This window comes from Streptomyces sp. NPDC047061 (assembly GCF_040643955.1).
GTDB lineage: Bacteria > Actinomycetota > Actinomycetes > Streptomycetales > Streptomycetaceae > Streptomyces.
Genome location: NZ_JBEYVI010000002.1, coordinates 45,782 through 59,247 on the forward strand (window position 1 = coordinate 45,782; position 13,466 = coordinate 59,247).

The 13,466-nt window shown below is 72.9% G+C and carries 12 protein-coding genes; 7 read left to right on the forward strand and 5 right to left on the reverse strand.

The features are described 5' to 3' along the window. Positions 1-132 precede the first annotated feature (132 nt). The gene (locus ABZ887_RS03585; protein ID WP_361282520.1) at positions 133-1,044 is read right to left on the reverse strand and encodes a helix-turn-helix transcriptional regulator; all 912 of its coding nucleotides are present in this window, start codon (positions 1,042-1,044) and stop codon (positions 133-135) included. 98 nt (positions 1,045-1,142) lie between these two features. Between ABZ887_RS03585 and ABZ887_RS03590 the strand changes: the two genes are divergently transcribed. Beyond that, positions 1,143-1,901, forward strand: coding sequence for a nuclear transport factor 2 family protein (locus tag ABZ887_RS03590; RefSeq protein WP_361282522.1), 759 nt, complete (start codon positions 1,143-1,145; stop codon positions 1,899-1,901). Positions 1,902-1,951: 50 nt separating this feature from the next. Here the strand turns inward: ABZ887_RS03590 and ABZ887_RS03595 are convergent, their stop codons facing one another. Together ABZ887_RS03595 and eno are read right to left on the reverse strand one after the other, a co-directional pair. Then, positions 1,952-2,374 carry a TOBE domain-containing protein gene (locus ABZ887_RS03595; protein WP_361282524.1) on the reverse strand — a complete coding sequence of 141 codons (423 nt, stop codon included), beginning with the start codon at positions 2,372-2,374 and terminating at the stop codon, positions 1,952-1,954. Between the two features lie 96 nt (positions 2,375-2,470). Beyond that, positions 2,471-3,754: a phosphopyruvate hydratase gene (eno, locus tag ABZ887_RS03600; protein ID WP_361282526.1), complete on the reverse strand. Its 1,284-nt coding sequence runs from the start codon at positions 3,752-3,754 to the stop codon at positions 2,471-2,473. A gap of 100 nt (positions 3,755-3,854) precedes the next feature. Between eno and ABZ887_RS03605 the strand changes: the two genes are divergently transcribed. From ABZ887_RS03605 to ABZ887_RS03615, 3 genes are all read left to right on the forward strand, one after another. Beyond that, the gene (locus ABZ887_RS03605; RefSeq protein ID WP_361282528.1) at positions 3,855-4,769 is read left to right on the forward strand and encodes a winged helix-turn-helix transcriptional regulator; all 915 of its coding nucleotides are present in this window, start codon (positions 3,855-3,857) and stop codon (positions 4,767-4,769) included. Between the two features lie 148 nt (positions 4,770-4,917). Continuing rightward, positions 4,918-5,607 carry a M24 family metallopeptidase gene (locus tag ABZ887_RS03610; protein WP_361282530.1) on the forward strand — a complete coding sequence of 230 codons (690 nt, stop codon included), beginning with the start codon at positions 4,918-4,920 and terminating at the stop codon, positions 5,605-5,607. Between the two features lie 118 nt (positions 5,608-5,725). Further along, the gene (locus ABZ887_RS03615) at positions 5,726-6,517 is read left to right on the forward strand and encodes an SAM-dependent methyltransferase (protein WP_361282532.1); all 792 of its coding nucleotides are present in this window, start codon (positions 5,726-5,728) and stop codon (positions 6,515-6,517) included. Between the two features lie 100 nt (positions 6,518-6,617). Here ABZ887_RS03615 and ABZ887_RS03620 read toward each other — a convergent pair whose 3' ends face one another. Beyond that, positions 6,618-8,294, reverse strand: coding sequence for a tetratricopeptide repeat protein (locus ABZ887_RS03620; RefSeq protein WP_361282534.1), 1,677 nt, complete (start codon positions 8,292-8,294; stop codon positions 6,618-6,620). A 355-nt stretch (positions 8,295-8,649) separates the two neighbouring features. Here ABZ887_RS03620 and ABZ887_RS03625 point away from each other — a divergent pair, with 355 nt between their 5' ends. Together ABZ887_RS03625 and ABZ887_RS03630 are read left to right on the forward strand one after the other, a co-directional pair. Continuing rightward, positions 8,650-9,084, forward strand: a complete 435-nt coding sequence (locus ABZ887_RS03625) for a GNAT family N-acetyltransferase (protein ID WP_361282536.1) — start codon at positions 8,650-8,652, stop codon at positions 9,082-9,084. 50 nt (positions 9,085-9,134) lie between these two features. After that, entirely contained in the window at positions 9,135-9,839 is a 705-nt protein-coding gene (locus ABZ887_RS03630; RefSeq protein ID WP_361282538.1) for an SDR family oxidoreductase, read from the forward strand. Positions 9,840-9,857: 18 nt separating this feature from the next. Here the strand turns inward: ABZ887_RS03630 and ABZ887_RS03635 are convergent, their stop codons facing one another. Then, entirely contained in the window at positions 9,858-12,122 is a 2,265-nt protein-coding gene (locus ABZ887_RS03635; protein ID WP_361282540.1) for a hypothetical protein, read from the reverse strand. A gap of 344 nt (positions 12,123-12,466) precedes the next feature. Here ABZ887_RS03635 and ABZ887_RS03640 point away from each other — a divergent pair, with 344 nt between their 5' ends. Beyond that, positions 12,467-13,453 (forward strand): NAD-dependent epimerase/dehydratase family protein, encoded by a 987-nt coding sequence (locus tag ABZ887_RS03640; protein ID WP_361282542.1) that lies wholly within the window; start codon positions 12,467-12,469, stop codon positions 13,451-13,453. Positions 13,454-13,466 lie beyond the last annotated feature (13 nt).

Sequence of the window (13,466 nt, forward strand, 5' to 3'; positions counted from 1 at the left end):
GGCCGTCCGGGTTCGGCGGCGCAGCCGCCGTCTGGGGGCGCGGGGAACTGCGCGACCAGCCCCCACCGAGCCGCAGCCGAACGACGGCGCCGCGGACACCGACCGCACATCGCGGCCACCCCAGCGGAGCGCCTAGCGTTGGTCGGCCCGGAACACCCCCGGCGTAACCCCGGCCTCCCGGGTGAAGAACTTGCTGAAGTTGGTCGGTTCGGTGAAGCCGAGCCGGTGGCTGACGGCGGCGACGGGCAGGTCGGTGTGGGCCAGCAGCCGCTTCGCCTCCAGGACGACGCGGGCGTCGACGAGCTGCTTGGCGGTGTGACCGGTGGCGCGCCGGCACGCGCGGTTGAGGGTCTTGAGGGAGTAGCCGAGCCGGTCGGCGTACTCGTGGGCCTGGCGCAGGGTGGTGAAGGAACGCTCCAGCTCGTGCTGGAAGAGGCGGTACGCCTCCTGCGCGGCCGGCACCGGCGCGGGCCCCCCGGGGCCGGGCAGCCGCGCTGTGCGCAGGAGTACCGCGGCGAGGAGCTGGCGCAGCAGCTCCCTGGTGATCTCGGAGTCCTCGTCCCCCGCCGTGTACGCGCCGTATTCCCGGGCCAGTTCGGCGAACGCGTGGCGGAAGCGGTCGTGGTCGGCGGGGTCGAGCTGCCAGGCGGCCGGGCCGACGGGGTCGTCGGTGACGCGGGCGGTCGCCGGGAGCCGGGGCGGGAAGTCCGGGGTGAACAGGACCAGGGTGGCGTCGAGGTCGGCGGGGGTGCCGTCGGCCGCCGTGGGCAGGCGCTGCACCTGGCCGGGGCGGATGTGCAGCAGGGTGCCCGGCCGGCACGGACGGTCGACGAAGTCGACCATGGCGGTGCCGTGGCCGCGGTGGACCAGGGTGAGGTGGTGGAAGTCGGGCCGGTGGACCCGCCGGTACTCGTCGCCCGGCAGCCTGCGGCGCAGGTCGGCGAAGGCCAGCAGCTCCAGACCCAGTCCGGGCCGGGTGGGGTTGCGATAACCCCGTTCGAGCACCGGCGGCACCGAAGGTTGTCCCGTTTCGACCATGGCCATGCCCGACTCTACCGCGCGTGCGGCCCCGCCCGCCGGGAGAGTGGGGGACGTGCCGACGGACGCACGTCGGTGAGAGTTCCCAGATCGGAGACATGGTCATGAGCAGCAAGGACATCGTCCTCAAGGCCGCAGGTGAGTTGTTCGGGGACCGCGACCCGGGCGCGGTGGACCGCTGGGTGGCCGCTGACTACCGTCAGCACAGCAGTCTGGCGGCGGACGGCCCGGAGGCGCTGCGCGCGCTGGTGGCGGGCCTTGCGGAGGACTTCCGCTACGAGGGCGCCCGGGTGATCGCCGACGGTGACCTGGTGGCGCTGCACGGCACGTACCACGGCTTCGGGCCCGTGCCGCTGGTGGCGTTCGACCTGTTCCGGGTCGACGCGGACGGGCGGCTGGCCGAGCACTGGGACGCGCTGACGCCGGTGGTCACGGACACCGCCTCGGGCCGCTCCCAGACGGACGGCCCGAGCGCGCCGGCGGACCCGGACCGGACGGAGGCCAACCGCGCGCTGGTGGCCGAGTTCGCGCATAAGGTGCTCGTCGGCGCCGACTACTCGGTCCTGACCGACTACATCTCCACCGACACCTACCGCCAGCACAACCCGGAGGCCGCCGACGGCCTGGACGGCTTCGGCGCGGCGGCCGCCACGTGGGCGGAGCAGGGCAAGAACCTCGTCTACAAGACGGTCCACCAGGTCGTCGCCGAGGGCGACCTGGTCCTGCTCCAGTCCGAGGGCGAGTTCGGAGTGCCGGTCGCCTACTGGGACCTGTTCCGGGTGGCGGACGGCAGGATCGTCGAGCACTGGGACGTCATCGCCCCGATCCCGGCCGAACTCCCGCACACCAACGGGCTGTTCTGACCGGCCCGGTCCCGGACCGGGCGTGGTCACGCGGCCGCGTCGTCTCGCGATCAGACGGTCGCGAGGGACACCTCTGTCGCCTTGATCAGCGCCACGACCGGCGCACCGGCCGTCAGGCCGAGGTCGCCGACCGCGTCCTTGGTGATCGCCGCGGTGAGGGCCTGGCCGCCGGCCACGGCGACCTTGACCGTGGCCATCGCCCCGCCGGTGGCCACGTCGCTGACCGTGCCGGGCAGCTGGTTGCGGATGGAGACGCCCGGCACCCGGCCGGTGGCGAGCGCGACCTCGGTGGACTTCACCATCGCGCGTACGGCCGAACCCTCGGCGAGCCCCAGCTCCCGGACCGCCTCCAGGGTGATCGCGGCCGTCAGCTCCTGGCCGCCGTCGAGCCGGACCTTCACGGTCGCCATCACCTCGCCCGGGGTGACGGCGGTGACGGTGCCGGGGATCTGGTTGCGGATGCTCAGGCTCATGACGGGCCGCCTCATGGGGATGGGAAAAGAGCTGGTTCAGTGGAGTTTGTGACGACTCCGGCTCCCCAAGTTAGCGGGTTCGGCCGCCGGGCCGGTTCAGCGGCGCAGGCCCAGTGCCCCGGCGCCCGCGTAGCGGGCCTGGGAACCCAGGTCCTGTTCGATCCGGACGAGCTGGTTGTACTTGGCGGTGCGGTCGGCGCGGGACAGCGACCCGGTCTTGATCTGGCCGCAGCCGGTGGCGACGGCGAGGTCGGCGATGGTGGTGTCCTCGGTCTCGCCGGAGCGGTGGGACATGACGACGGTGTACCCGGCCCGGTGGGCGGTGGCGACGGTGGCCAGCGTCTCGGTGAGGGTGCCGATCTGGTTGACCTTCACCAGGACCGAGTTGGCGATGCCGTCGCGGATGCCGGCCCGCAGCAGGGTCTCGTTGGTGCAGAAGACGTCGTCGCCGGTGAGCTGGCAGCGGTCGCCGAGCCGGGCGGTCAGGTCGCGCCAGCCGTCGTGGTCGTCCTCCGCCATCGGGTCCTCGACGGAGGCGACCGGGTAGCGGTCGACCAGCGCGGCCAGGTACCCGGCGTGCTCGGCGGGGGTGCGGCGGACGCCCTCGCCGGTGTAGTCGTACACCCCGTCGCGGAAGAACTCCGAGCTGGCCGGGTCCATGACCAGGGTGATGTCGGTGCCGGGCTTGTAGCCGCTCTGCTCGATGGCCCGTACGACGAAGTCCAGGGCCTCCTCGGCGGTGCGCAGGTCGGGGGCGAAGCCGCCCTCGTCGCCGACGTTCACGCTGTGGCCGGCGGCGAGCAGGTTGCCGCGCAGGGTGTGGAAGACCTCCGAGCCCATCCGGACGGCCTCGGCGAAGGTCGCCGCACCGATCGGCGCGATCATGAACTCCTGGAAGTCGAGCGGGTTGTCGGCGTGGGCGCCGCCGTTGACGATGTTCATCATCGGGACCGGCAGGAGGCGGGCGTCGACCCCGCCGACGTAGCGGTACAGCGGGAGGCGGTGGGCGGCGGCCGCGGCCTTGGCGGTGGCCAGGGAGACGCCGAGCAGGGCGTTGGCGCCGAGCCGGGACTTGGTGTCGGTGCCGTCCAGCTCGATCATCGTGCGGTCGACGACCGCCTGGTCCTCGGCGTCGAGACCGACGACGGCGTCCGCGACGCTCTCGTTCACGGCGTCGACCGCGCGCAGCACTCCCTTGCCGTGGAAGCGGGCCGGGTCGCCGTCCCTGAGCTCCACGGCCTCCCGGGCGCCGGTGGAGGCTCCCGACGGGACGGCCGCGCGGCCGAGCGAGCCGTCCCTGAGTTCCACGTCCACCTCGACGGTGGGGTTGCCCCGGCTGTCGATGATCTCCCGGGCGACGACGCGGCTGATGGCGGTCACGGTGCAACTCCTCACGCTGGGCCCGCGGCTCTCTCGCCGGCAGGCGGTAAGTTCCGTCTAGAAACAAAGTGAGTCCCGAAAAGGAACTTACTATGGGTGCATGAGGATGCACAACGCCGACGAGACGTGTGGCGTCGCCCAGGCCGCGCTGGTCCTGGGGGACTGGTGGAACGTGCTGGTGCTGCGGGAGGTCGCCCGCGGGCACGTCCGGTTCGACGCCCTGGCCGCCGAGATCGGCCTGTCCCGGAAGGTGCTCACCGAGCGGCTCGGCGGGCTGGTCGCCCAGGGCGTCCTGCGGCGCAGCCTGTACCAGCGGCGCCCGGTGCGCTACGAGTACCTGCTCACCGACGCCGGTACGGCGCTGCTCCCGCTGCTCGTCGCCATGCAGGACTGGGGCGACCGGTGGGTGCTCGGCGACGGCACCCTCACCGCGACGGCGGACCCGGACGGCGCCGAACACGCCCGCGTCCACGCCCTGCCCGGCACCCGCCTGCCGGACGGCCTCGAACTGCCCGGGACGGCGGGGACGGCGGGGACGGCGGGGACCGGTCCCGGTTCCGGTTCCGGTCCCGAAGGCGGGGATGTTCCCGTGGTCTCACCGGACGCCCCCGCCACCGTGCTGTTCACCTATCCCGGGACCGGCGTCGAATGGGGCCCGATCCCCGGTGCCGCGGGCTGCACCCTGGAGAACCGGCTCTTCCGGGACGCCTGGCCCGACTTCCGCCGCGCGGGCGTGCAGCTGCGCGGCACCAGCACCCAACTCCCTTATGAACAACAGGAGTTCGCCCGAGCCGAGCGGCTCCCCTACCCGCTCCTCTCCGACGCCGCCCAGCAGCTGGCCGCGGCGCTGCGGCTGCCGGTCTTCCGTGGCGCGGGCCGGCTGCGGCACAAGCGCCTGATCCTCGTCGTCGACGCCCGACGGACCGTACGGCACACGCTCTTCCCGGTCACCGACATCCCGCACGCCGTCGAGGAGAGCCTGCGGCTGGCCGCGGACTGCGCCCGGACCCGCTGAGCCGCCGGACCGGGGGCGAGCCGCCGAATCGTCGGCTCGTCGGCTGCCTGATCTGCGTCGCGCCCTGCTCGGCCTGCGTGTCTGCCCGTGCAGCGTAAGCGGAGGAATCCCGTTGCCGTGGAATTCCCGGCTGGTTAGGTTCGGCGCCATGGCGGACGACGAGACCACGCGCGCGGCGCGACTGCTGGATGCCCAGGCGAAGGCCGAGCTGCTCTTCGCGGAGATCGAGGAGCGCGGGCTGGTCGCGCCGGGCGAGGGGGAGCGGGCGGTCAGCGACCGGGTCCGCGACCTTGCGAACGAACTGTTCGGCACGACCCGGCACTGGCACAAGCGGATCGTGCGGTCGGGGCCGAACACGCTCAAGCCGTACCGGGAGAACCCGCCGGACCGGGTGATCGGCGCGGACGACATCGTGTTCGCCGACTTCGGGCCGATCTTCGAGGAGTACGAGGCCGACTTCGGCCGGACCTTCGTCCTCGGCGACGACCCGGTCAAGCACCGGCTGCGGGACGACCTGCCGAGGATCTTCGCCGCGGGGCGCCGCTTCTTCGAGGCAGGCCCCGACATCACGGGGAAGCAGCTGTACGCCGAGGTGGAGCGGCTGGCCGCCGAGGCCGGCTGGGAGCTGGGCGGCTGGCACGCCGGGCACCTGGTCGGCGAGTTCCCGCACGAGACGATCGACGGTGCCGACACGGAGTCGTACATCGCCCCCGCCAATGACACCGCCCTGCGCCGTACCGACAAGGCCGGACGCACCTGCCACTGGATCCTGGAGATCCATCTCGTCGACCGGGAGCGGGAGTTCGGCGGCTTCCACGAGGAACTGCTCACCCTCTGACCGGGAAGCGTTCGGTGTGCCGCTCAAGTCGCCCCTGGAACAAGGCAGATGGGAAGCGCGAGTACGATCATCGCGCATTCACTCGCTCTCTGCCTCTCACCGGCGCGATGGAGTTGCCATGACGACGACCGGCCCACAGCCGTCTCCGCCGATCGACACCAGCAGGGCGCATCCCGCGCGGGTCTACGACTGGCTGCTCGGCGGCAAGGACAACTACCCGGTCGACGAGGCGGTCGGTGAGAAGCTGCCGGCCGAGGCGCGGGACGCCGCCCGGCAGAACCGTCAGTTCATGCACCGGGCGGCCGCCTGGCTCGCGCGGCAGGGCATCGACCAGTTCCTGGACATCGGCACCGGAATCCCCACCGAGCCGAACCTGCACCAGATCGTGCAGAACGTCGTGCCGTCGGCCAAGGTCGTCTACACCGACAACGACCCGATCGTCCTCCGGCACGCCGAGGCGCTGCTGATCAGCCGCCCGGAGGGGGCCACCGACTACATCCAGGCCGATGTTCGCGACCCGGAGGCGATCGTCCGGCACGCCCGGCACGTCCTGGACTTCGACCGCCCGGTCGCGCTCTCCCTCATCGCCCTGATGCACTTCATCAGCGACGAGCAGGGCGCCCACGGCATAGTCCGCGCCCTGGTCGACACGCTGCCGTCGGGCAGCTACCTGATCCTGTCGCACGCCGCCTCCGACCTGTACCCGGACCTCGTCGAACAGGTCGTCGCCGAGTACGCCAGGGGCGGCATCCGGCTCGCCTTCCGCACCCGCCCGGAGGTCGAGCGCTTCTTCGACGGCCTGGACCTCGTGCCGCCCGGCCTGGTGACGGCGACGGAATGGTTCGCCACCGCCCCCGCCCCGGAACCGGAGGGCAGCGGCATCTACTCGGGAGTGGCCCGCATCCGCTGACGCCGAGAAGGGGATCCCGGCCGGACCTCCCGACCGAAGTGCCGCTTGGAGCCACGGTCTGGCCGGCCGCACGGCGGGATTTCTCCATGCCGGCACAACATCAGTCGACACTTTCCCCGCCCTCTCCGCCTTCCTCAGCCCTCCGCTGCCCGTCGTCGAGGTTGTGCCGGGTGGCAAGGGTGTCGGGGTGGTCGGGTCCCAGTACCCGTAGCCGGTCCTCCAGCAGGTCGGCGTACGCGGCGGCGGCGCCCTCCGGGTCCCCTGCCACCCCCCGCCAGTGGCCGAGACTGTTCCGGGTGGACAGGGTGTCGGGGTGGTCGGGACCGAGCCGGGAGATTGTGGTGCGGGTGAGGTGGTGGAAGTAGTCGCGGGCGGCGGTGACCTGGCCCGCCTCACCGAGGCTGCCGCCGACCCGGAACAGCACGTCGTGCGCCACAGGGAGAAGGAGTGTGTTCTCGGCGTGCGCGGTCAGGGCAGCCGAGTTGGCGCGCAGGGCCTGGGCGAGCGCGGTGTCGTTCTCGATGCCGGGCCACGCGACGAGCAGGGCGTCGGCCGCGGTACGGGCGATCTGATCGTGTTGATCGGGGGTGAGGGTGTCGCGGACGGCGCGCTGGATGAGCTGATGGACCCGGACCGCCTGATGCGGGGTAGTGGGGGTGTGGTCGATCAGGCTGAGTCTGTACAGCGCCCGCAACGCACGCCGTACCTCGGCAGGGGTGACCTGGCCGCGGCCTGTGGCCGTGGTGAGGTGGGCGAGAGCGGGTCGGCTGGTGAGGACGGTGTCGGGGATGCCGTTGGGGTCGAGGAACGCGGTGAGCTGCAGCAGCGGCCGGGCCAACCCGGCAGGCATGAGACTGTTGGCGCGCTCGATGGACACCGTCCACGCGGCGGCAGCGGTGTGGGTCTGCTCGTCAGGCAGGGCATCGGGACCGGTGTCGGCCAGTTTCGTAGCGCGGTCGGCGAGCACGCCGCGGTAGTCGGCACAGTCCACGCCGGTGTCGATGAGATACGCGGCAGCCTGGGACAGCGCCAGCGGCAGATACCCGAGTTCGGCGGCGAGGGCAGCGAGCTGCCCGGCGGGCTCGGTGCGGTCCCGGGCGGCCAGTGCGGCGGTGAGGTAGTCCACGGCCTCGGCCTCGGTGAACAACCCGACCTCGATCAGACGCCGGCCCTCGTTGGTGAGCGCGGCGTCCTTGCGGCGGGTGGTGACCAGGGTCCGCCCGTGCGGACTGGCCGGCGGCCACAGCCCGTTCAGGTCGGCAGGGTCGGCGACATCGTCCAGCACCACCAGCCACCGCCACGACCGCTCCCGCGGCCCAGGCTCCAGACTGGCCAGAAACGCCTGCGCCGCCCTTTCGGGTTCAGCACCCAGGATCTCCATGCCCGCCTGCGCATACCCCGACGCGGCTTCGGTGGCGTTGCCGGCAGTGATCCACACCAGCACGTCCACCTCACCCGCCTGCCAAGCGGAACGTGCGTAGTCGGCGGCCAGCTGGGTCTTGCCGACCCCGCCCATCCCGGCCAGCACCCCACCCGCCAGCACCCCACCCGCAGAGCTGACGACCGTGGTCCCACCTGCGGCCAGCGTCGCCACCAGCCGGGCAGCCTCGGCCCGGTCCTGGAAACAGCCCGCCCGCGGCGGGATCACCCCGACCAGATGCGGCAAGGTGACCGGAACCCGGGATGTCCCGTAGTAGTTGTTCTGAGTGCCCTTGCCCAGCACAGGACCGTAGATCTCGCTGCCCCGGAAATCGACGTGATCACGGTCACCCGTCACAGCAGCCCCCTCCCCGCGCACATGGCATAGCGACCATATCGGCGCGCCACCACCTGCAGCGGCCGCTCACACCGGGTACCACCGTCGGCGTTCCTTGCAGCGGCGTGGCCGGCTTCCGCTCCGCGAGCGGCGATCAACTCCCCTGGCGTGCACGGTAATCTCCGGGGATGCAGGTGTGCGCACCCGTTGGTCCGGCGGAGATCCGCGCTTGGCTCGATGGCTCTCCGGCTGCACGAACGCTGCCGGGGCCCGCCCGGCCGCGGTACGGCGCCCTCACCCACGCAGTCGGGGATGCGGCCGGTCGGGGTATGCCCCTGTCCGCGGACCGGGCTGCGGTGACGGCGGACGGGCCGGCATGACGATGATCCGCGACGCCACACCCTCGGACGCCGATGACATCTACCGTCTGCTGAGCGGTTTCGTGACGAGCTACCGGCCCGACCGGGTGGTCTTCGACGACGCCGCGTTCCCCCGGATCATCGAGGCCGCCTCGGACGGCAGCGCCGAGTTCCTGGTCGCCGAGCAGGACTCGTGCGTGGTCGGATACCTGCTCGCGGTCCGCATGCCCACCCTGTTCGCCGGCGGAACGATCCTCGAACTGCTCGAACTCACGGTGGCCGAGCCCCTGCGCGGCCGCGGTACGGGTTCCGCGCTGATCCGGGCCGCACAGGCAAGGGCCCGGGAGGCGAAGGACGTCGAGGTGACCGTGCCGACCCGCAGAGCGGCCGACTTCTATCGCGCTCTCGGGTTCCACGAGACCGCCGTTCATCTCACATGGTCCACTGCGTGATCGGGACATCGCCGAGGAATCGGCCGGGCGAGACGGGGGTCGAGACCTTGATGATCCAGGGGGCAACGGCACTGGTGACCGGCGCGAACCGGGGGCTCGGGCAGGTGATGGCCCGGCTGCTCCTGCAACGCGGCGCCCACCGTGTCTACGGCGGGGCCCGCGACCCGCGGTCGGTCCGCGAGCCCGGCGTGATCCCGGTCCGCCTCGACGTCACCGATCCCGCCCGGGTGGCCGCGGCGGCCGAGACGTGTTCCGACGTGACCTTGCTGGTCAACAACGCCGGCGTCCTCACCGACAGCCCCTTGCTGGCCGCGCCCGACCCGGAGGCCGCCCGCACCGAGATGGAGGTCAACTACTTCGGCACGCTCGCCATGTGCCGTGCCTTCGCCCCGCTGCTCATGAGCAACCCGCCCGGCGCCATCGTCAACGTGCTGTCCATCGCGAGCTGGTTCACCAACCCCGCGATGGGCTCCTACAGCGCCTCCAAGGCCGCCGCCTGGGCCCTGACCAACGGGATCCGCGGCGAACTCCACGACACCGGCGTCCTCGTCGTCGGCGTGCACTGCGGATACATCGACACGGACATGGCCGCCCACGTCACCGGTCCCAAGAACACCCCGGAATCGATCGCCGAGCAGGCCTTCGCCGCCGTCGAAGCGGGCGTGACGGAAGTCCTCGCCGACGAACGCACCCGACAGGCCAAGGCAGCCCTGGGGCGCACTCCCGGCACGACAGCCCCCGCCCGGCGCCTGTAACACCCCCTCGCAGGGCCCCTACGAACTCAAGGCACTGCCAGTCAGTGTCCCCAGGACCTTCCGGGCCTCGGCGCGGAAGCGTTCGTCGTCGAGGATGATCCGGTCCTGGAGGCCGGCGCCCACGATGCGCCGGTCGCCGTCCGCGAGGTCGCGGATCACGTCGAGCCGAGCGTCGGTGAAGGCCGTCGGGCCGAGCGCGACGCAGGCTCTCAGCACGGCCGAGGCGGAGCGCGCATACGAGCCCGGTCGGGCCGCTGCCAGGACACGGTCGGCCAGGGTCGTCCGGGCGAGCCCGGCGAGTGTGCCGGCCCCGGGACAGACGCTGGTCAGGGCGAGTACGAGGGCAGGGGAGAGTTCCGGATCGTCCAGCAGCGGCAGGAGGTCGGGGACGAGCGGCTCGGCTCTGGGACCGAGCAGGCAGGCGACTTCGGCGGCGCGTTTCACCGTCTCCTGTCCCCATGCCTGGGAGGCCCGGGCGAGGCCCTCCCGGATCACCGGGAGCACCGCCCGCTCATCTCCGGTCAGTTCCCAGACCAGCGCTGCGGCCCCGAGCGCTGCCCTGATCGCCGGCACGGTCTCGCGCGACTGCGGCGGTTCCGCCAGCAGCGTGTGCAGCAGCGGCAGCAAGGGACGAGCGGCCTCCCCGAGCGAGGCGGCCGCGGTGACGGTGTGGTCCAGGCTGTTGCCTCGTCCGGCCAGCAGCTCGGAGAGTACGGAGATCAGGGGATCGGCGTCGCCGGTCAGGGAGTGGAGTGCGCTTGCCGCCGCCTGACGCGTGGCCGGTGGACCCTGTCGAGCCTGGGCTCGTAGCGCCTCGACCACGTGCGCGTCGGTCCGGGGATCGGCCACGGCGGCCAAGGCGCGGCTGACCGGGAGCGGATGGCGCGGCAGCGCGGCGAGCAGCTCCGGCAGGGCCGCCCTGGCCGGCCTGCCCCAGGCGGCCAACAGCCCGCTCAGGTACACCGGTTCGTTGGTCGCGGCCAGACCCCCGTCGAAGACCGATCTGCGCTCGCGGGACGGTTCGGCGGCGAGCCGGACGCGTAGCGCGTCGAGCAGCTCAGGATCGTAGGGCAGGGGCGTCCGGTCCTCGCCCGGCGTGTGGGCACGACCCGGCGTGCGGGTCTCACCGGTCGCGAGGCGGTACGCGGCCATCAGCGCGTGGGGCCGCTCGGGCAGGTGGCGGGCGAGCAGCCCGGTCGCCTCCGGGGCTCCCAGGCACACCAGCGCGGCGAGGGCCTCGTCGGCCGATTCGCCATCGCCCTGCGCGATGGCAAGCAGGGCCGGGACCGCCTCCGGGGCCGGCTGACACCAGGTACGCAGCAGCGGGATCACGCCGGCCGCGGTGGCCGGATCGTCGAGCAGCGGGAGCACTGCGGGCAGCAGCCGTGCCGGGGCGGTCCGTGAGCGGCGGGCGAGGGCCTCGGCGGCCCACCGCGCCTCGGTGGTGGCGGCCTGCCCGTGCTCGCTTCCCTGAAGCCGCAGTGCCACGGCCCGCCCGAGCGCGGAGCCGACCACGTCGATGGCGGTGTCCGTCTCACCGCGTGTGTGCAGAGCTTCGACGATCGCGTGCAGCGGCTCCCGCTCCCACAGGGCGCCGAAACCGTGCCGCTCCAACGGGACCAATGCCGTGACGCACGCGGTCGTCTCCCTGTCCCACGGCAGGCCGCAGTCGGCGGTGACCAGCAGCGCCGCAACCCGAACCGGCGCCGGCTCGTTCCCGGCGAGCACCGCGGGGCACAGCTCCTCGGCCGCGTCGGGATCCAGGAGCGCACAGGCCGTCAGCACGTCCGCGCGCACGGCCGGATCGCTCTCCGCCGCCCAGCGGGTCCGCAGCGCCGCACGCGCGTCGGGACCGGCCGCCGACCGGCACTGGGCCACCGTCCACGCCGTGGTCCGCCGCACCTCGCGATCGTCGTCCGCGAGCAGCGGCAGGAGCAGCCCCAGCTGTGCCGCGACGGCGCCGCGGGCCGCGCCGGGCACCGGCAGGTCGTGCTCGTCGACGCTCCCGGCGATCACACCGAGCATGCCCACCAAGGCGCTTCGGCGCACGCCTTCGGCGACGAGTCGCGCCAGGAAGGGCACCGCGGGCGCGGTCGCCGGGTAGACCGTGCCCTGGTGGACGATGCTGCTCCACAACTCCTGCTCCGCCTCCGCGGCGGTCTCCTCCACCGGGGACGCGAGATCCCGCAGCAGCGCCGGGACGTCCTCCGCGGAGCCGTAGGCATGGCAGAGCCGCGACCAGTCCACTCGGTCGAGGTCGGCGAAGACGAGGCGGGAATCCATGTCGCGGATCATGCCAGCCGGTACTGACAACGATCCGCTCTGCCCGCCTCGGCAGCGCGACGGCGGCCGCGGCCGGGCTCCGGGCGGGATGCGCTCACCGGGAGCCACTGGGGCAGCGGGGCCGGCGGTCCGGCGGGCCGGCGGTCTACAGGTGAAGGCGTCGCCTTCCACCGCCCGCGTCGACGACACCCTGCCAGTAGTCCGACGCGACGTCGCGATCGGGTGTGCGGATGCCTCGGCGGGCCGACGCCATTGCCCGGGGGACGAGGCGGAACCAGTGGCCGGCCGTCTGCTGTCAGCGAATCCGCCTGGCCGGGCGGTGATCCCGGTGCTTGTGTGTCGGCATGGAGATCCTGGTTCTGGGCGGTACGGCATGGGTGGGTCGGGAGCTGTCGAGGCTGGCGGTCGAACGCGGCCATCGGGTGACCTGCCTCGCGCGTGGTGAGAGCGGAGAGGTCGCGGACGGAGCGACACTGGTCGCCGCCGACCGGCGCGACCCGTCGGCGTACCAGCCCCTGCTCGACCGCGTGTGGGACGCGGTCGTCGAGGTGTCATGGCAGCCGGGCTTCGTCCGTGGAGCGCTCGACGCGCTGGGCGGCAAGGCCGGGCACTGGGTGTATGTCTCGTCCGGCAACGCCTACACCTCCCACGCCACGCCGGGGGCGGACGAGTCCGCGGCCCTGCTCGCCCCGACCGACCGGAGCGAGGTCGACCGCGAGTTGTACGGCGAGGCGAAGGTCGCCTGCGAACACGCGTCGACGGCCGCTGTGGGCGACCGCCTCCTCATCGCACGGGCCGGGCTCATCGGCGGGCCGGGCGATCACAGCGGGCGCTCCGGCTACTGGGCCGCCCGCGCCGCCCGCGATCCGCGCGGGCCGATGCTGGTCCCCGACACACCGGCCCTGCCCACCCAGGTGGTCGACGTGCGGGACCTGACCTCCTGGCTGCTCCACTGTGCGGAGGCGGGAACCACCGGCACGTACGACGCCGTCGGTCCGGTCGTTCCGTTCGAAGAGTGGATCGAGCTGTCCCGCGCCGCCGGCGGGCACACCGGTCCGGTGGTCACCGCCGAGTCGGCGTGGCTGCTCGCCAACGGCGTGGCCCAGTACATGGGGCCTGAATCGCTGGCGATGTGGCTGGTCGAGCCGGGCTGGGAGGGGTGGTCGGCCCGGGCCGGGTCCGCGGCGCGCGCCGCGGGGCTGCGTCACCGGCCCACGGCGCAGATGCTGGCCGACACGCTGCGCTGGGAACGCGAGCAGGGGCTGGACCGGGAAAGGCGTGCGGGCCTCAGCGCGCAGCGCGAGCGCGAGTTGCTCGACGCCCTCGGCTGACGGCGCTGCACCG